The sequence below is a fragment of the Pseudomonas sp. 1912-s genome, from assembly GCF_029269205.1.
Classification (GTDB): domain Bacteria; phylum Pseudomonadota; class Gammaproteobacteria; order Pseudomonadales; family Pseudomonadaceae; genus Aquipseudomonas.
The window spans coordinates 164,386-181,308 of record NZ_JARIXR010000010.1 but is presented as its reverse complement, the minus strand read 5'-3'; the positions used below and the strand labels follow the sequence as shown (position 1 = coordinate 181,308).

The 16,923-nt window shown below is 61.5% G+C and carries 16 protein-coding genes and 1 tRNA gene; 7 read left to right on the top strand and 10 right to left on the bottom strand.

Annotation, left to right across the window (positions count from 1 at the left end):
- Positions 1-21: 21 nt before the first annotated feature.
- From P3C29_RS15530 to P3C29_RS15520, 3 genes are all read left to right on the top strand, one after another.
- Positions 22-1,329 (top strand): S41 family peptidase, encoded by a 1,308-nt coding sequence (locus P3C29_RS15530; protein ID WP_010169088.1) that lies wholly within the window; start codon positions 22-24, stop codon positions 1,327-1,329.
- A 1-nt stretch (position 1,330) separates the two neighbouring features.
- Positions 1,331-2,113 (top strand): divergent polysaccharide deacetylase family protein, encoded by a 783-nt coding sequence (locus tag P3C29_RS15525; protein WP_201125930.1) that lies wholly within the window; start codon positions 1,331-1,333, stop codon positions 2,111-2,113.
- Between the two features lie 133 nt (positions 2,114-2,246).
- Positions 2,247-3,548 carry a Vps62-related protein gene (locus tag P3C29_RS15520; RefSeq protein WP_275964867.1) on the top strand — a complete coding sequence of 434 codons (1,302 nt, stop codon included), beginning with the start codon at positions 2,247-2,249 and terminating at the stop codon, positions 3,546-3,548.
- Here the strand turns inward: P3C29_RS15520 and P3C29_RS15515 are convergent.
- The 7 genes from P3C29_RS15515 to P3C29_RS15485 all read right to left on the bottom strand — a co-directional run bounded on the left by P3C29_RS15515 (position 3,501) and on the right by P3C29_RS15485 (position 9,288).
- On the bottom strand, positions 3,501-4,259 hold the full coding sequence (locus tag P3C29_RS15515; protein WP_275964866.1) for an ABC transporter substrate-binding protein: 759 nt from the start codon (positions 4,257-4,259) through the stop codon (positions 3,501-3,503). The two genes, P3C29_RS15520 and P3C29_RS15515, sit on opposite strands and share 48 nt — an antisense overlap.
- A gap of 66 nt (positions 4,260-4,325) precedes the next feature.
- Positions 4,326-5,096: an imidazole glycerol phosphate synthase subunit HisF gene (hisF, locus tag P3C29_RS15510; protein WP_003218030.1), complete on the bottom strand. Its 771-nt coding sequence runs from the start codon at positions 5,094-5,096 to the stop codon at positions 4,326-4,328.
- Between the two features lie 9 nt (positions 5,097-5,105).
- Complete coding sequence (hisA, locus tag P3C29_RS15505; protein WP_010169075.1) at positions 5,106-5,843, bottom strand: 1-(5-phosphoribosyl)-5-[(5-phosphoribosylamino)methylideneamino]imidazole-4-carboxamide isomerase; 738 nt, start codon at positions 5,841-5,843, stop codon at positions 5,106-5,108.
- A 39-nt stretch (positions 5,844-5,882) separates the two neighbouring features.
- Positions 5,883-6,140: a DUF2164 domain-containing protein gene (locus P3C29_RS15500; protein WP_003218033.1), complete on the bottom strand. Its 258-nt coding sequence runs from the start codon at positions 6,138-6,140 to the stop codon at positions 5,883-5,885.
- Positions 6,140-6,778 carry an imidazole glycerol phosphate synthase subunit HisH gene (gene hisH / locus P3C29_RS15495; protein ID WP_003218034.1) on the bottom strand — a complete coding sequence of 213 codons (639 nt, stop codon included), beginning with the start codon at positions 6,776-6,778 and terminating at the stop codon, positions 6,140-6,142. Before hisH ends, P3C29_RS15500 begins: the two co-directional genes overlap by 1 nt.
- Positions 6,778-7,371 (bottom strand): imidazoleglycerol-phosphate dehydratase HisB, encoded by a 594-nt coding sequence (hisB, locus tag P3C29_RS15490; RefSeq protein WP_003218037.1) that lies wholly within the window; start codon positions 7,369-7,371, stop codon positions 6,778-6,780. The genes hisH and hisB overlap by 1 nt, the downstream gene beginning before the upstream one ends.
- Positions 7,372-7,626: 255 nt before the next feature.
- Positions 7,627-9,288: an OFA family MFS transporter gene (locus tag P3C29_RS15485; protein ID WP_010169062.1), complete on the bottom strand. Its 1,662-nt coding sequence runs from the start codon at positions 9,286-9,288 to the stop codon at positions 7,627-7,629.
- Between the two features lie 323 nt (positions 9,289-9,611).
- Between P3C29_RS15485 and P3C29_RS15480 the strand changes: the two genes are divergently transcribed.
- From P3C29_RS15480 to P3C29_RS15465, 4 genes are all read left to right on the top strand, one after another.
- Positions 9,612-11,828, top strand: a complete 2,217-nt coding sequence (locus tag P3C29_RS15480) for an AsmA family protein (protein WP_201125927.1) — start codon at positions 9,612-9,614, stop codon at positions 11,826-11,828.
- The gene (gene mutY / locus P3C29_RS15475; RefSeq protein ID WP_201125926.1) at positions 11,825-12,892 is read left to right on the top strand and encodes an A/G-specific adenine glycosylase; all 1,068 of its coding nucleotides are present in this window, start codon (positions 11,825-11,827) and stop codon (positions 12,890-12,892) included. The genes P3C29_RS15480 and mutY overlap by 4 nt, the downstream gene beginning before the upstream one ends.
- The gene (locus tag P3C29_RS15470) at positions 12,889-13,161 is read left to right on the top strand and encodes an oxidative damage protection protein (protein ID WP_010169058.1); all 273 of its coding nucleotides are present in this window, start codon (positions 12,889-12,891) and stop codon (positions 13,159-13,161) included. The genes mutY and P3C29_RS15470 overlap by 4 nt, the downstream gene beginning before the upstream one ends.
- A 103-nt stretch (positions 13,162-13,264) precedes the next feature.
- Positions 13,265-13,340: transfer RNA gene (locus tag P3C29_RS15465), tRNA-Phe, on the top strand.
- Between the two features lie 96 nt (positions 13,341-13,436).
- Here the strand turns inward: P3C29_RS15465 and P3C29_RS15460 are convergent.
- The 3 genes from P3C29_RS15460 to P3C29_RS15450 form a co-directional block, all read right to left on the bottom strand.
- Positions 13,437-13,706, bottom strand: coding sequence for a hypothetical protein (locus P3C29_RS15460; protein WP_201125925.1), 270 nt, complete (start codon positions 13,704-13,706; stop codon positions 13,437-13,439).
- Between the two features lie 363 nt (positions 13,707-14,069).
- Positions 14,070-15,710 (bottom strand): hypothetical protein, encoded by a 1,641-nt coding sequence (locus P3C29_RS15455; RefSeq protein WP_275964865.1) that lies wholly within the window; start codon positions 15,708-15,710, stop codon positions 14,070-14,072.
- Between the two features lie 87 nt (positions 15,711-15,797).
- Complete coding sequence (locus P3C29_RS15450) at positions 15,798-16,763, bottom strand: arsenic resistance protein (RefSeq protein ID WP_275964864.1); 966 nt, start codon at positions 16,761-16,763, stop codon at positions 15,798-15,800.
- Positions 16,764-16,923: the final 160 nt, after the last annotated feature.

The following is a 16,923-nucleotide window of genomic DNA, read 5'->3' as shown; positions in this document are numbered from 1 at the left end:
TACATTAGGAGTTCGTTCGACATGCTGCATTTGTCCCGCCTCACATCGCTGGCCCTGACGATCGCCCTGGTGATCGGCGCGCCTTTGGCATTCGCCGACCAGACCGCCCAGTCAGCTACGGCCGCGACCACCAAGGCCCCGCTGCCGCTGGACGAGTTGCGCACCTTTGCCGAGGTCATGGACCGGATCAAGGCTGCCTATGTCGAGCCGGTGGACGACAAGACCCTGCTGGAAAATGCCATCAAGGGCATGCTCAGCAACCTTGACCCGCACTCCGCCTACCTGGGCCCGGAAGATTTCGCCGAGCTGCAGGAAAGCACCAGTGGTGAATTCGGTGGCCTGGGCATTGAAGTCGGCGCCGAAGACGGCCAGATCAAAGTGGTCTCGCCAATTGATGACACGCCAGCGTCCAAGGCCGGGATCCAGGCAGGCGACCTGATCGTCAAGATCAACGGCCAGCCGACCCGCGGCCAGACCATGACCGAAGCCGTCGACAAGATGCGCGGCAAGATCGGCCAGAAAATCACCCTGACCCTGGTGCGCGACGGCGGCAACCCGTTTGACGTGACCCTGGCGCGCGCGACCATCACGGTCAAGAGCGTGAAAAGCCAGCTGCTGGAGTCGGGCTACGGTTACATCCGTATCACCCAGTTCCAGGTCAAGACCGGCGACGAAGTGGCCAAGGCCCTGGCCAAGCTGCGTAAAGACAACGGCAAGAAACTCAGCGGCATCGTGCTCGACCTGCGCAACAACCCGGGCGGGGTGTTGCAGGCGGCGGTGGAAGTGGTCGACCACTTCATCACCAAGGGCCTGATCGTCTACACCAAGGGCCGTATCGCCAACTCCGAACTGCGCTTCTCGGCCACCGGCAACGACCTCAGCGAAGGCGTGCCAATGGTTGTGCTGATCAACGGCGGCAGCGCCTCGGCTTCGGAAATCGTCGCCGGCGCCCTGCAAGACCAGAAACGCGGCGTGCTGATGGGCACCACCAGCTTCGGCAAAGGCTCGGTGCAAACCGTGCTGCCGCTGAACAACGAGCGCGCCTTGAAGATCACCACCGCGTTGTACTACACGCCGAATGGCCGCTCGATCCAGGCCCAGGGCATCGTGCCGGACATCGAAGTGCGCAAGGCCAAGATCACCAACGAGGCCGACAGCGAGTTCTACAAGGAAGCGGACCTGCAAGGTCACCTGGGCAACGGCAACGGCGGCGCCGACCAGCCTACCGGCAGCGGCTCGAAAGCCAAGCCGATGCCACAGGACGACGATTACCAGTTGGCCCAGGCACTGAGCCTGCTCAAGGGCCTGAGCATTACGCGCAGCCGTTGATATGCGTCGTGGCCTGATCATCGCTTTGCTGTGCTGTCTGGCGGGAGTTGCCCAAGGCAACCCCGCCAGTACCGCCCCCGCTGAACACAAAGCCTACCTGACCCTGATCATCGACGACCTCGGGCAAAACCTGCCCCGGGATCGTCGCGTGCTCGCCCTGCCCGGCCCTGTGACCACGGCGATCATGCCCGACACACCCCACGCCGCCGAATTCGCCCGCGAAGCCCACAAGGCCGGCAAGATCGTCATCCTGCACATGCCCATGGACCCGGCCACCGGCCCATTCGCGTGGCACCCTGACCTGCCCATCGAAGAACTGGGCAAACGCCTGGACGCCGCCTTCAAGGCCGTGCCCTACACCGCCGGCATCAACAACCACATGGGCAGCCGCATGACAGCGCAGCCCGAGGCCATGGCCTGGCTGATGGGTGAATTGCAGCGGCGCCACAAGTTCTTCGTCGACAGCCGCACCAGCGCCAAGACCGTGGCGGCCGCCGAAGCGCAGAAGATCGGCCTGGCCAGCGTTTCGCGAGATGTGTTCCTCGATGACGAACGCACCGAAGCGGCCATCACCACCCAGCTGCAAACCGCGATCAAGCTGGCCCACAAACAGGGTTCGGCCGTGATGATCGGCCACCCTTATCCACAGACGCTGGCGGTGCTGGAACGCGAGCTGCCCAAGCTCAAGGCCCAGGGCATCGAGTGGATCGATATCAAGTTGATGATCAGCCTGCGCAGCAATCGCGCGATGGCTGGGCACGGCAAAGACGGTACGTATCGCTGACCCCGTGATGCGGGGCCACCGCTCTATATAGCTACCGCTTTGCGCCTCCCGTTTTATTCAATAGTTGCAGCGCAGCCAAACAGGCCATGCCGACGCAGACCTGCAACTTTTTATAAAATTGGGAAGATAAACCATGCAACCCATACGCTTTAAAGACCTGCTGATCAATTTCACCACAGAGTTCGATCTGCTCTGGAGCGCCAAAGACTCAGGCGCCGATAACGCCGCCACGTTTTGGCGCCCCAACACAACGGCCGACTCGCTGAACAGCTTTTCTTCACTGGGTGACGTCGTCGCCAGCGACTATCGCACGATCAATAACCGAAAATTCGTTGCCGTGGTCAGCGAGTCAGACCCCGTGAACGGGACTGCCCTTCGGGCGCCGGTGGGTTTTACTTTGATCTGGAAAAATTCCGGCAAGAAGACCCGCTCCGAGGTTTCCGTATGGAAACCGGTGCCCCCCGAAGGGTATGTAGCCATGGGAATGGTCTGCTGCATCGGTTACGACAAACCCACACTGAATGCGGTGCGCTGCGTCAGGGCGGATCTGGCGGTCGATGCCTATATCGGCAACCCGATATGGAACGACAAGGGCAGCGGCGCTCGCATGGACTTCAGCGCGTGGGACGTTCACACCCCCGACGCCGAGCCCGAGACAGCCTACATCGCCACCGGCACCTTTTACGGGACTGACGGATGGACCAGGCCGTCTTTCGGTGCCAGGCCCTACGCCCTGCGCATGGAACTGGCCAGCCAGGAAAGCGCTCTGCCTGCGCCACCCGCGCCGTTTGCTTCGGTGGAAACGGAGCCGTCTCCCGCGGTCTGCGAGCTGCCATGGTTCGCCGTAAAGGACAGCAACCTCACGCCGCTTGAACAACTGCATCACTCGCCACGCTATCGACTGGAAAGAACCGACCGGTATCTCTCTGTCGGCCTTGGGCAGAACACAACGCCCCAGGGCAAAACGTTCAACTGGACGGCACACAGGGGCGAGGCCGGTGACAACTCCATCGACTTTACAGCGGTGACGGGCATTCAGCTGGCGTATGAATGGTCATCGACGTCCCGCCCGGTGATGTTTTCTGCGCACTTGAGCAAACCCTTCACCCATACCACGCAATCGGCCAAGGGCTGGGGCACTTCGACGCCGCTGGAAGTCGCGGCCTATGTGCCGGCAAACCAGACCATCGCCGCCTACGTCATCCGCAGCGAATATAAGCTGTATCGACAGGACGGCAGCCAGTTGGCGGCCACCGTCAGCTACACCAACGGCGACACTGTGTACTTCAGCGAATCATCTGCATCGATACCTGAGGGCAACGAACAGGCGCCCGTCCTGACCCTGCCCGTTGAGCCAGTGCCTGCGCTGCCTTCAGTCGAACCGGCGTTAGAGATAACGCCCCATGATGTCATCGACAACGCCCTCTTCCCGTAACTGATCCAGTGCCTTCTGAAGCTTGGCCACCACTTCATCCGGCACATTTTTGTTCAGTGCCAGGTACAGCTCGGCGCTATTGAAACGCAGCACGGTCTTGAGCCCCGTCACCCCGACCTGGCGCGCCAGGTAACGGCCCGCCGGGTCACCGGTGGCCCACAGGTCGATCTGGCCCTCCAGCAGTTTTTGCGCGTTGTCCTGGTCGCGCAGCACGATCACCGGTTTGAGGCCTTGCTTTTCAAGGGTCTCGGCAATGGCATCGCCCTTGTAGGCGCCGATTTTGTAGCGACGGGCCTGCTCAAGGTCGGTCAACTGGATCTTGCTGTCAGCCTTGGCCAGCAGCACCCAATCATCCGGGCCGATGGGGCCGACCCATTTGAACAGCGCTTCACGGTCCGGCAGGCGCGCCATCACGAACACGCCGTAGCCGGGTTTTTCCAGGGCGAGCTTGTAGATCCGCTCCCAAGGGAAGCGCAGAGTCAGGTTGTAGGAGATGCCGGCACGCTGGAAGGTCTCGCGGACGATGTCCACGGCGATGCCTTCGATGTTCTCTTCCTTGGCGAAGTTCTTGCCGTTTTTCGCCATGTTGTACGGCGGGAAGTTCTCCGTCAGCAACACCAGGGAAGCGCTGTCAGTCGGTTCGTCGGCGTGGGCTGAGCCCGCCAAAAGAATGGAGGTACTGGCGAGGGCGAGCAGCAGGTCTTTGAACATGAAAGTTACCGGAATCCATGGCAAGCCCAGAGAGTGCCGCGAGCCTGCCATGGTGTCCAGTGACGTTTAGCGTACGACGATACCGCGCGCCGCCATGTAGGCCTTGGCCTCGGGAACGGTGTATTCGCCGAAGTGGAAAATACTCGCCGCCAGCACCGCGCTGGCGTGGCCTTCGATCACGCCGTCGGCCAGGTGCTGCAGGTTGCCGACGCCACCGGAAGCGATTACCGGGATGCCCAGGGCATCGCTGATGGCGCGGGTCACGCCCAGGTCGAAGCCGTTTTTCATGCCGTCCTGGTCCATGCTGGTCAGCAGGATTTCACCGGCGCCCAGGGCTTCCATCTTCATCGCCCACTGCACCGCATCCAGCCCGGTTGGCTTGCGCCCGCCGTGGGTGAAGATCTCCCAGCGCGGGGTTTCGCCCGGACCGGAGACTTTCTTGGCGTCGATGGCCACCACGATGCATTGCGAGCCGAAGTGCTGCGCGGCTTCGCCGACAAACTCCGGGTTGAACACAGCGGCAGTGTTGATCGAGACCTTGTCTGCACCGGCGTTCAGCAGGTTGCGGATGTCCTGCACGGTGCGCACGCCGCCGCCCACGGTCAGCGGGATAAACACCTGGCTGGCCATGCGCTCGACGGTATGCAGCGTGGTGTCGCGACCGTCGACGCTGGCGGTGATGTCGAGAAAGGTAATCTCGTCAGCACCCTGTTCGTCGTAGCGACGGGCGATCTCCACCGGGTCGCCGGCGTCACGGATGTTCTCGAACTTGACGCCCTTGACCACGCGACCGTTGTCGACGTCCAGGCAAGGGATGATGCGTTTGGCCAGCGCCATGGTCAGTCCTCAGCCTTTGTAGGCGTCGCAGTAAGCCTGGGCTTCAGCAACGTCCAGGGTGCCTTCATAGATCGCGCGGCCGGTGATGGCGCCGATGATCCCTGGCGCCTTCGCGTCCAGCAGCGACTTGATGTCGCCCAGGTTGTGGATACCGCCGGAAGCGATCACCGGGATCTTCGTGGCGGCAGCCAACGCAGCGGTGAACGGTACGTTGCAGCCCTGCATCATGCCGTCTTTGGCGATGTCGGTATAAACGATGGCGGAGACACCGTCGGCTTCAAACTGCTTGGCCAGGTCAATCACTTGAACGGTGCTGATCTCGGCCCAGCCATCGGTGGCGACGAAACCGTCTTTGGCGTCCAGGCCCACGATCACCTTGCCGGGGAACGCACGGCAGGCTTCGGCAACGAAGGCCGGGTCTTTGACCGCCTTGGTGCCGATGATCACGTAGCTCACGCCCGCTTTCACGTAGTGCTCGATGGTTTCCAGGGAACGGATGCCGCCGCCGATCTGGATCGGCAGGTTCGGGTAGCGCTTGGCGATCGCAGTGACGACTTCACCGTTGACCGGCTGGCCTTCGAACGCACCGTTCAGGTCCACCAGATGCAGGCGACGGCAACCGCCTTCTACCCACTTGGCAGCCATGCTCACCGGGTCATCGGAGAACACCGTGGAATCTTCCATGCGGCCCTGGCGCAGACGTACGCAGGCACCGTCCTTGAGATCGATAGCGGGAATAATCAGCATCTGGCAAACCTTATTCGATATTCAGCGTTGCTCGGGAAATCAGGGTTTCTCGAGCGCCCACAAGTCGCTTTCGATGCTTTCGAACCTTTCTTTAAGGTGCGTCTGCACATCGAAAATCGCCCTGTTGTAATAGTGCGGAGCAATTTCAGTGGTGAACAGTTCGAGGATTTCTGCAACCTCGAACGAGCCGAGCTTGAGCTCGAAGCGGTCTTCCATGAAACGCTTGATCTTGTCGGTGGCCTCACTCTCCTGCTGGGGAGTGAGGTTCAAGATCGGCGGCTTGACCTTCTTGGCCATTACCAGCGCCCGTCCCACGCGGCGAAGTTCTGCAGCAATTGCAGGCCATGGGTATGGCTCTTCTCCGGGTGGAACTGCACGGCAAAGCGCGAACCGTCGGCCAGGGCCGCGGCGAAGTCGACGCCATAGTGCCCGCCACCCACCACCTGGCGCGGGTTACCGGCGGCGATGTAGTAGCTGTGCACGAAGTAGAAACGCGCCAGGTCCGGCACTTCGTGCCACAGCGGGTGATCCACGGTCTGGCGTACTTCGTTCCAACCCATGTGCGGCACCTTCAGGTGCTCGCCGTCTTCGTGCAGGTCCTTGCCGAAGAACTTCACCTGGCCAGGGAACAGACCGATGCAGTCGACGCCGTCGTTCTCTTCACTGCTGTCGAGCAAGGCTTGCATGCCCACGCAGATGCCAAGGAACGGCCGGTCCTGGCTGACTTCACGCACCAGGCTGTCGAAGCCCAGGCGGCGAATCTCGGCCATGCAGTCGCGAATCGCGCCAACACCCGGGAAAACCACCCGGTCGGCTTCGCGAATCACGTCGGCATCGCTGGTGATCAGCACCTTGCCGGCACCTACGTGTTCGAGGGCCTTGGCCACCGAGTGCAGGTTACCCATGCCGTAATCGATAACCGCGACCGTCTGCATTACAGAACGCCCTTGGTCGACGGCATCTGCCCGGCCATGCGGTCATCCAGCTCCACAGCCATGCGCAGGGCGCGACCGAAGGCTTTGAACACGGTCTCGATCTGGTGGTGGGTATTGGTGCCACGCAGGTTGTCGATGTGCAGGCTGACCAGGGCGTGGTTGACGAAGCCCTGGAAGAATTCCTGGAACAGGTCGACGTCAAAGCCGCCGACGGTGGCGCGGGTGTACGGCACGTGCATCTGCAGGCCCGGGCGGCCGGAGAAGTCGATGACCACACGCGACAGTGCCTCATCCAGCGGGACGTAGGCGTGGCCGTAGCGACGGATGCCTTTCTTGTCGCCGATGGCTTTGGCAAATGCCTGGCCCAACGTGATACCGACGTCTTCCACCGTGTGGTGGTCGTCGATATGCAGGTCGCCCTTGCTGACGATATCCAGGTCGATCAGCCCGTGACGGGCGATCTGGTCCAGCATGTGCTCAAGAAAAGGTACACCGATATCAAATCGGGCCTTTCCGGTGCCATCCAGGTTAATCGAGGCTTTGATCTGGGTTTCCAGAGTGTCGCGCTCGACGGACGCCTTACGTTCGGCCATCACCAGCTCCGCAAAATCATTGGGCGAAAAAGGCAGCCATTATAGGGGCGCGGGCGCTAAACAGAAACATCGGAGGGGATAAGACTGATGGAGTGTCGAGGATAGACATGTCAGTACAAGTGTGGGAGCAGCTTTGTGTGGGAGCGGGCTTGCTCGCGAAAGCGGTGTGTCAGCCAAACATGGGCTGACTGATCCATCGCATTCGCGAGCAAGCCCGCTCCCACACAAGCCCGCTCCCACAAGGGTTACGCGGTGTTAGTGGAACAGTACTGCGGTTTTCTGCAGGGTGACCCACACGCCCCACGCCAGGGGAATACCCACCACCAGCCAGGCGGCTACCGCCAGCGGCACGCTGCCGGAGGAGGCTTTCCATTCCAGCACGGTGCTGGAATCGGCGCCCTTGTCGTGGCCCAGCGCCTGTTCGGCAGCCAGTTCCGCGTCGGTCATGAAGTACTTGTCTGCCACCGGCCGTACCAGCAGGTTGCAGATAAAGCCCAGCACCAGCAGGCCGGCGAGGATGTACAAGGTGATGTCGTAGGCGGCAGCGCGTTCAACGCCGATGCTCAACTGATACTCACGCAGGTAGTTCACCAGCACCGGACCCAACACGCCCGCCGCTGCCCATGCCGTCAGCAGACGACCGTGGATCGCACCCACCATTTGCGTACCGAACAGGTCCGCCAGGTAAGCCGGTACCGTCGCAAAACCACCGCCGTACATCGACAGGATGATGCAGAACGCGGCCACGAACAGCGCGACGTTGCCCAGGTGACCGAGGTTCGGGATCAGCGCGTACAGGGCAAACCCCAGGGCAAAGAACACGAAATAGGTGTTTTTACGGCCCAGGTAGTCGGAGAACGACGCCCAGAAGAACCGGCCACCGATGTTGAACAGGCTCAACAGACCGGTAAAGCCGGCGGCGATGGCCGCGATGGAAGCCAGTTGACCGGCATCCAGCTGGCCAAACGTCAGGCCGTTACCCAGCAACTTGCCGCCGAACACTTCCTGCAGCAGCGGCGAAGCCATGCCGAGGATGCCGATACCGGCCGACACGTTCAGGCACAGCACCAGCCACACCAGGCGAAATTGCGGGGTTTTCCAGGCCACGTTCACGTGCACGTGACGGTGGGTGATCATCGCGTTGCTGGCTTTCTTCGCCGGGGCAGTCCAGCCCTCGGGCTTCCAGCCGGTCGGCGGAACGCGGTAGGACAAGGCGCCGCCAATCATGAACACGAAGTAGATCACCGCCATGACCACGAAGCTCTGCCACACGCCAACGCTGGTCGGCGAGGCAAAGTGACCCATCAGCGCGGCTGCCAACGGGGCGCCAACCATCGCGCCGCCGCCGAAGCCCATGATCGCCATGCCGGTAGCCATGCCGCGCTTGTCCGGGAACCACTTGATCAGGGTCGACACCGGCGAGATGTAGCCCAGGCCCAGGCCGATACCGCCAATGACCCCGGAGCCGATCCACATCAGCCAGATCTGGTGGGTATAAATCCCCAATGCCGAGATCAGCAGGCCGCCACACCAGCACAAGGCCGACACGACGCCAGCCTTACGTGGCCCGGCATGTTCCAGCCAGCCGCCCCAGATCGCTGCCGAGCAGCCCAGGAAGATGAAGAACAGGGTGTAGATCCAGCCCAGCATGGAGATGGGCCAGTCGCATTGGGACGAGAAGACCTGGCTGATAAAGCTCATGTCCGGCGCGCAGGCGACCGGTGCGGTGATGCCCAGCGCCTTGGACAGTGGCAACCAGAACACCGAGAAGCCATAAGCCATGCCGATGCACAAGTGGATGGCCAGGGCGGCCGGTGGTACCAGCCAACGGTTGAACCCGGGCTTGGCGATAATGCGCTCCTTGGACAGGAACGCAGGCTGTGCGGCGGTATGGCCTGCCGCAGTGCTAGTGCTCATTGGTGTTTCCCCCAGTTATTAGTATGTGTCCGTCGGGCACTCTCTCCCTCGGCCTTACACGCAAGGCGTGGCCGTTTTGTTGAGTAAAGCTCCTTTTGACGCGACGTTTAGCCGCAGAAGGCGGACGAACAGGCGAAGATTAGCATCTGTGGATGACAGAAAAACCAAACTGATATCACCTTTTTCGGGATATCTGATTTGTCTGGCGCCAAAATTCCGTTTTCCGGCCTCTAGATACAATGTAACTATCCGCGAACTGACGTAAGCCTTCGGGCGTTATACTCTGCGGCTAAATTTTGAAATCGACATACAAGGACTCGCCCATGAAAGCGTTCGGCAAAATCCTGGGTCTGGTACTTCTCGGGCTGTTGCTGATCATTGTGGCTCTAGGCTTTGCCCTGACCCATCTCTTCGATCCCAACGACTATAAAGACGAGATTCGCCAGATTGCCCGCGACAAGGCCCACATCGAGCTGACGCTCAATGGCGACATCGGGTGGAGCCTGTTCCCCTGGCTCGGCCTTGAATTGCACGAGGCCAGCGTTGCGACCCTGACCAACCCGACCCAACCGTTTGCCGATTTGCAGATGCTCGGCCTGTCGGTGCGTGTACTGCCGCTGCTGCGCCGTGAAGTGCAGATGAGCGATGTGCGTGTCGAAGGCCTGAACCTGCGCCTGAACAAAGATGTGCATGGCCATGGCAACTGGGAAGACATCGGCAAGAATGTGCCGGACCCGAGCACGCCCGCCAGCACGCCTGCCGTCGCTGAAGTTGCCACACCACCCAAGCCCGAAAAGCCGCCGCAGCCTATCCGCCTGGACATCGACAGCCTGACCATCAACAACGCCCGCGTCGAATACAACGACGAGCAGACCGGCAAGCAGTTCAGCGCCGAAAGCATCCAGTTGAGTGCCGGCGCCGTGCATGAAGGCGCAAGCATTCCGGTGAAACTCACCGCATTCTTCGGCACCAACCAGCCGCTGATGCGCGTCAAGACCGAGGTCAACGGCAACCTGCGCATTCAGCGCGCCCTCAAGCGCTATCAGTTCGAAGACATGAAAGTCACTGGTGAAGCCACCGGCGAGCCGCTGCAAGGCAAGACCGTGACCTTTTCGACCCAAGGCCAATTGCTGCTGGACCAGTCTGCCAACATTGCCGAATGGACCAACATGAAGCTGTCGCTGAACCAGCTGCGCGCCCTGGGCGAGCTGAAGGTCAACGACCTGGACAAGACCCCGCAACTCAGCGGCGCCCTGTCGATTGCCCAGTTTGACCTGGCCAAGTTCCTCGACAGCGTCGGCAACCCGCTGCCACCGATGGCCGCAGGCAGCCTGAGCAAGGTCGAACTGGTCAGCCGCCTCAAGGGCACGCCCACCAGCCTGGCGTTTGAAGACATCAACCTGAAACTCGACGAGAGCACCTTCACCGGTCGCGTGGCCGTGGATGATTTCGCCAAGCAGTCGCTGCGGGTACAGCTCAAGGCCGACACGTTCAATGCCGACAACTACCTGCCAGCCAAATCCGACGCTGCCAAAGGTGCAACGGCCGCACGCCAGGCTGAAGTGCAAAGCAGCGAAGCCGGCGCCATGGCGGCCGGTGGCACCACACCACTGCCGGACGCCCCGACCAAGGGCGCGTGGAGCACCGACAAACTGCTGCCGTTGACCCGCCTGCGCACCCTGGACGTGAATGCCGACCTGTCCTTCGGCCAACTGACCCTGAGCAAGCTGCCGATCCAGAACGCCGCGCTGAAAGCCTCCGGCCTCGATGGCCAGCTCAAGCTCGACACCTTGAGCGGCGGTCTCTACAACGGCACCTTCCAGGCCAACGGCAACCTTGACGTGCGCCAGGACATCCCGGTGCTGGCGCTGCAAACCCGCATCAAGCAAGTACCGATCGAACGCATCCTGCAAGCCCAGGGGCAGAACCCGCCGGTGAAGGGCCAGCTCACCCTCGACAGCAACCTCAATGGCCGTGGCAATAGCCAGAAGGCCCTGATCGACAGCCTCAACGGCACTGCCAGCTTCGCGATCAACAACGGTGTGCTGCTCAACGCCAACCTTGAGCAACAGCTGTGCACCGGCATCGCCCTGCTCAACCGCAAGACCCTCAGCGGCGAACAGCGCGGCAAGGACACGCCGTTCCAGGAGCTCAAGGGCAACCTGACCTTCCGTAACGGCGTGGCCAGCAACCCGGACCTGAAAGTGCGCATCCCGGGCCTGACCGTCAACGGCAACGGTGACATCGACCTGCGTGTGCTGGGCATGGACTACCGCGTCGGCATCATCGTCGAAGGCGACCAGCGCGAGGTGCCGGACCCGGCCTGCGAGGTGGGTTCCAACTTCCAGAACATCGAAGTCCCGCTGCGCTGCCGTGGCCCGCTGGAACTGGGCGCCAAGGCTTGCCGCCTGGACAAGGACGGCCTGAGCCAGGTCGCTATCAAGGCGGCAGGCAACAAACTCAGCGAGAAGCTTGAACAGAAGCTCGACAAGGTAAATCCACAGTTGAAAGATGCTCTGAAAGGCCTGTTCAAACGATGAGAAGCGAGCAATTTTCAACGGCGGTGCTCGACTGGTACGACCGCCACGGTCGCCATGACCTGCCCTGGCAACAGGGCATCACGCCTTACCGGGTGTGGGTCTCGGAGATCATGTTGCAGCAGACCCAGGTCAGCACCGTGCTGAACTACTTCGACCGTTTCATGGCCTCACTGCCAACGGTCGAAGCCCTGGCCGCCGCACCGGAAGACGAAGTGCTGCACCTGTGGACCGGGCTGGGTTACTACACCCGGGCGCGCAACCTGCAAAAGACCGCGAAGATCGTCGTGGCCGAATACGACGGGGAGTTTCCCCGTGACGTCGAAAAGCTCACCGAGTTGCCGGGCATCGGCCTGTCCACCGCCGGCGCGATTGCCAGCCTGAGCATGGGCCTGCGGGCGCCGATCCTGGATGGCAACGTCAAGCGCGTGCTGGCGCGCTTTACCGCACAAGAGGGTTACCCGGGCGAACCGAAGGTCGCCAAACAGCTGTGGGCCACTGCAGAGCGCTTTACGCCCCACGATCGGGTCAACGCCTACACCCAGGCAATGATGGACATGGGCGCCACCCTCTGCACCCGCAGCAAACCCAGCTGCCTGCTGTGCCCGCTGGAAAAGGGCTGCGAAGCCCACATGCTCGGCCTGGAAACCCGCTACCCGATCCCCAAGCCGCGCAAGACCGTGCCCCAGAAGCGCACGCTGATGCCGCTGCTGGCCAATGGCGAAGGCGCGATTCTGCTTTACCGCCGGCCGTCCACGGGCCTGTGGGGCGGTTTGTGGAGCTTGCCGGAGCTGGATGACCTGAGCGACCTGGAACACCTGGCCAACCAGCACTCACTGGCGTTGGGCGAACACCAGGAACTGCCCGGCCTGATCCACACCTTCAGCCACTTCCAACTGGCTATCGAACCCTGGCTGGTCCAGGTCCAGGAGTCTGCCCACCACGTGGCCGAGGCTGACTGGCTCTGGTATAACCTCGCCACCCCGCCGCGCCTGGGCCTTGCTGCCCCGGTAAAAAAACTGCTGAAGCGCGCGGCTGAAGTATTGAACGCAGGAGTTCCGTCATGACCCGCACCATCATCTGCCGCAAGTACCACGAAGAACTGCCCGCCCTGGAGCGCGCCCCGTTCCCTGGCGCCAAGGGCCAGGACATCTTCGACAACGTCTCCGCCAAAGCCTGGGCCGACTGGCAAAAACACCAGACCCTGCTGATCAACGAAAAACGCCTGAACATGATGAACGCCGAAGACCGCAAATACCTGCAGGGCGAGATGGACAAGTTCTTTTCCGGCGAAGATTACGCCAAGGCCGACGGCTACGTGCCACCTGCTGAATAATTGATCAAATCTGGGGGTTGGCCCGTAAGCGACGGTAATAATTAAATATTTTTTGAAAACTTGCTTGACGACCCCCTGAAAAACCCGTTTAATGCGCCCCGTTGCCCAGATAGCTCAGTCGGTAGAGCAGGGGATTGAAAATCCCCGTGTCGGCGGTTCGATTCCGTCTCTGGGCACCACTATTCAGTTTCAGCTGGTGCAAACGTCATCTGAAACACACAAGAAACCCGCCTGGTGCGGGTTTTTTGTTGTCTGGAATTTGTGGACCCTCAGCGTCAACCCCGCATCAACGTCAACACCGCCATCCGCTCCTGATCGGAGATGTGAAAACCACTCGCCTCCACCCGATCAATCCAGCCCTGAGCCGAAAGCGACTCGCCAAAGCGCACCAGGCGTCCGTAGCGCCTGAACACAGCCTCCAGCACGCTGATCATCGAGGGGTAGCTGCAACCTCCGTCAAAACAAATGCTCAGGCCTCCAAGCCAGGAACGGCCGATCATATGACCACTGCCAGCGCTCTCTGCCCCTGCGGACTCAAAATCCATTTTTACTGCTTCCATGTCACACCCGAAATCATCACTGCGAAAGTATCAAAGCCTAGCAGGCGCCCGCGTTTCGGCAGGCTGCAAAGCGCGTTATCAGACCCGCCGGTCATTTAAGCCGCGACCCTACAGCAAGACGAACCAAACTGTCGGCGATCAACATCGCCTTATGACTCCCTTGATCTGCCCTTAATTCCCCATTGATCGCCACTCGACCTACTGCGGATCAGGGAAAAAGCCCTGACCCGCGCGCAAGGCGCACTCAACGCCGAGCCTCACGGGCTGCCCTGGCTGCTCCTGGGTAGTGAAGGCGATGCCGCATCCGGCGCACCTGAATGCAGCGCCACGATGAGTACGGCGACTGATTCACTTCACCAGGAACACCAGTAGCGGGTTGTCGTTCAACCGCCCGTTGAACACTGGCGCCATATGCTCCAGCGGCGTGCCATTGAGCAACGCGGTTTGCTTGCGCTCCACAATCACCCAGGCCGGACGCGGCAGCGTGTCCACCCGCAAGGGTTCGTTGCGCCCGATGAACAGCGGCTGCTCGTCGTGATCCAGGTTCATGATGTAGCGAATCGCCCAGGTGTCCCTGGCCAGGTCCACAAAGACCAGGGTCCCGGGATTATCGGCACGCAGCTTCTCCACCGCGCCAACGAAGTTCCGGGTGTCGAATTGCAGATCCTTCGCCGGCTCCACCACCTTCACCAGCACCAGCCACTGGGTCGCCAACGCAATCAGGCTGAGCACCACCAACCGCTGGCCGAGATTGCCCTGCAAACGCCGCCAGGCGATCACGGCGGCCAGTTGCAGCACGATCAGCACACCCACCAGCCCCGGCACTGAAACATCCGGCCAATAACCGTGCTTGTGCCACAGGTGTCGACAGACGAACACCACCACGACGCCCAGCACCGGCAAGGCCGCCACCAGCCACTCATAGCCACGCCGCACGCCAAGCAGCCAGCCATGCGCCTGGAGCAAGCCATAGGCGGCCACCGCGGCAAACATCGGGACCATGGGCACGATGTAATAGGCGCGCTTGAAGTGCGGAATGGACAAGCCCAGCAAAATCATCAGCCCGCAGGCGGCCAGGCGCAGCATCAACTGCACGTCGGCATCCTCGTCACGCACCGACCATTTGTGGCGCAGGGCGATCAACGTCGCCAGCGCCAGCGGCACCACCGGGAAATAGCGGTACAGGCTCAACTTGAAGTAGAAATAGAACGGCTCGCCGGTTTCGTCGAGGCGCCCGGCAAACTGCATCCGCAGTACATCATCGACGAAGCTGTCGCCACCGCTGATCCGCGCCAGCTTCAGCAGCACCCACCAACAGCCGGCCAGCAGGACCAGGCCGATCACGCCGTGGGCAATCACCTTTTTAAGCAGCGCAATGCGCTCTTCCCGCGTACGAGCCGTGCCGAGCGCCCAGTAGACACAGGCCACTCCACAGACCTCGATCAACCCCAGCGGCCCGCGAATGGCAAACGCCACCACGAACAACGGAAATATCGCGTATTGCCGCAGCCGCGATCCCAAGCGCTCGCCGGTATGCAACAGGTAGAAACACCCCAGGCACAGCAGCGAGATCATCTGGTCCAGGCACACCGAGCGCGACTTCTCCAGCAACTGCGCGGTCAATGCGGTGAGCAGCACCGTCAGCAGCGCCCACGCGCGGCCAGACGGCACCAGCAAGCGATAGATCAGCGCCATCACCCCGGCAGACGCCAGGGCGGTGGGCATCACGTTAGCCAGGTCGTTGGGCGCGCCGAACAGGCGGGCAAAGAGGTAGCTCAGGTAGGTCGCGGTGCCCGGGTAGTCCGGGTAAGGCTCGCCATAGGTGGTAGGAAAGAGGCTCGCCCCGTGGCGAAACATCTCTTGCATGAACACCGCCCAGCGGCCGTCGAAGCCTTGTGGCTGCTGGTCCCAGATACCCAGGGTAAACAGCAGCAGGGCGATAAAAAAGATACCCAGCGATTCCATTCGAAAGCGGTTGTGTTGATCCATTATTCAGCCTGTCAGGTGGGGTAAACCGGCTCATGTTGCCGACCATCACCCTGAATGCCCCCTGAACGGAATCAAACATTCATCAGCCTAACGACGAGCGGGCCAGATCAGCAGCGGCATCAGCCGGATGTAGAGTAGCTCCCCCACCAACTCCACCAGGGTTTGCGTGATCACGGCGGCGGCAGCGAGGCCTCGGATCTCATCAGGCAACGCCAGCGCCAGCGGCAACACCACCAGGGAGTTGCGCGTGGACGCGCTGAAGGTGACCGCCCGCGCGGTGGTCGATGGCAGCTTGAACAGCCACGACGCCAGTGCGCCCACCAGCGGCGCCAGCAACAGAAAGCCGATGTACACCGGGATCACCGGCGCCAGCAGGCCGATATCGCGGACCACGGCGGTGACTTGCGAGCCGATCACCACCATCAGCACCAGTGCCATGGCCGGCACGGGCAACCAGGCCCAGGCCTCGCTCCAGGCACTGATGACACTCGATCGCCGGGACAGGGAAGTCGTCAGCACCGCCAGAATCATGGGGGCAACGATCAGCAGCAGGAAGGCCTCGACAAACGGCCCCACCGAAACCACCACCTGCGACTGCGCCCCGAGGATCAACCCCAGGTACACCGGCAACAGCAGCAGTTGCAGCAACAACAGAATCGGGGTCGCCGCCAGCATCAATCGCGAGTCGCCCTTGCCGATATGGGTGAACACCACCACGTAGTCGATGCACGGCGTCAACAGCACCAGCAGCGCCCCCACCAGGATCGCCGGGTGCTCCACCAGGCCACGGGTCAGCGCCCACACCAGCAGTGGAATCAGGAGGAAATTGGCCAGCAGCAACGCGGACATGAAGCGCTTGTTGCCCAAGCCCTCGCGCAGGTCCAGAAAGGGTATTTGCAGGAACATCGCGTACATCAGCACAGCGATGGCGGGCGTGACCCACCCGCTCAGTTCCCGTGCCAGCGAGGGCGCCAACAGCCCGGCGACCACCGCCACGATCACTGCACAGAAGTAGATCGGTATCTGATTGTGCTCAAGTGCATCGCGGCTCATTGACGCTCCCATCCTGGCTAAAAGGTCGCAAGCCTAGCATCGGCGGGCATCCCATCGAAGTGGATGGAGTGATATAGGGGCATATGGGCAAATGAATCTCTGTGCCCGTATACGAAGGTGTACCATCAAGGCTGCATTCCACCACAATCAGTCAGCCATG

Excerpts from the sequence above, each read along its gene's own strand:
- P3C29_RS15530 (WP_010169088.1), top strand. The coding sequence starts at position 22 with ATGCTGCATTTGTCCCGCCTCACATCGCTGGCCCTGACGATCGCCCTG.
- P3C29_RS15525 (WP_201125930.1), top strand. The coding sequence starts at position 1,331 with ATGCGTCGTGGCCTGATCATCGCTTTGCTGTGCTGTCTGGCGGGAGTT.
- P3C29_RS15520 (WP_275964867.1), top strand. The coding sequence starts at position 2,247 with ATGCAACCCATACGCTTTAAAGACCTGCTGATCAATTTCACCACAGAG.
- P3C29_RS15515 (WP_275964866.1), bottom strand. The coding sequence starts at position 4,259 with ATGTTCAAAGACCTGCTGCTCGCCCTCGCCAGTACCTCCATTCTTTTG.
- hisF (WP_003218030.1), bottom strand. The coding sequence starts at position 5,096 with ATGGCGCTGGCCAAACGCATCATCCCTTGCCTGGACGTCGACAACGGT.
- hisA (WP_010169075.1), bottom strand. The coding sequence starts at position 5,843 with ATGCTGATTATTCCCGCTATCGATCTCAAGGACGGTGCCTGCGTACGT.
- P3C29_RS15500 (WP_003218033.1), bottom strand. The coding sequence starts at position 6,140 with ATGGCCAAGAAGGTCAAGCCGCCGATCTTGAACCTCACTCCCCAGCAG.
- hisH (WP_003218034.1), bottom strand. The coding sequence starts at position 6,778 with ATGCAGACGGTCGCGGTTATCGATTACGGCATGGGTAACCTGCACTCG.
- hisB (WP_003218037.1), bottom strand. The coding sequence starts at position 7,371 with ATGGCCGAACGTAAGGCGTCCGTCGAGCGCGACACTCTGGAAACCCAG.
- P3C29_RS15485 (WP_010169062.1), bottom strand. The coding sequence starts at position 9,288 with ATGAGCACTAGCACTGCGGCAGGCCATACCGCCGCACAGCCTGCGTTC.
- P3C29_RS15480 (WP_201125927.1), top strand. The coding sequence starts at position 9,612 with ATGAAAGCGTTCGGCAAAATCCTGGGTCTGGTACTTCTCGGGCTGTTG.
- mutY (WP_201125926.1), top strand. The coding sequence starts at position 11,825 with ATGAGAAGCGAGCAATTTTCAACGGCGGTGCTCGACTGGTACGACCGC.
- P3C29_RS15470 (WP_010169058.1), top strand. The coding sequence starts at position 12,889 with ATGACCCGCACCATCATCTGCCGCAAGTACCACGAAGAACTGCCCGCC.
- P3C29_RS15460 (WP_201125925.1), bottom strand. The coding sequence starts at position 13,706 with ATGGATTTTGAGTCCGCAGGGGCAGAGAGCGCTGGCAGTGGTCATATG.
- P3C29_RS15455 (WP_275964865.1), bottom strand. The coding sequence starts at position 15,710 with ATGGATCAACACAACCGCTTTCGAATGGAATCGCTGGGTATCTTTTTT.
- P3C29_RS15450 (WP_275964864.1), bottom strand. The coding sequence starts at position 16,763 with ATGAGCCGCGATGCACTTGAGCACAATCAGATACCGATCTACTTCTGT.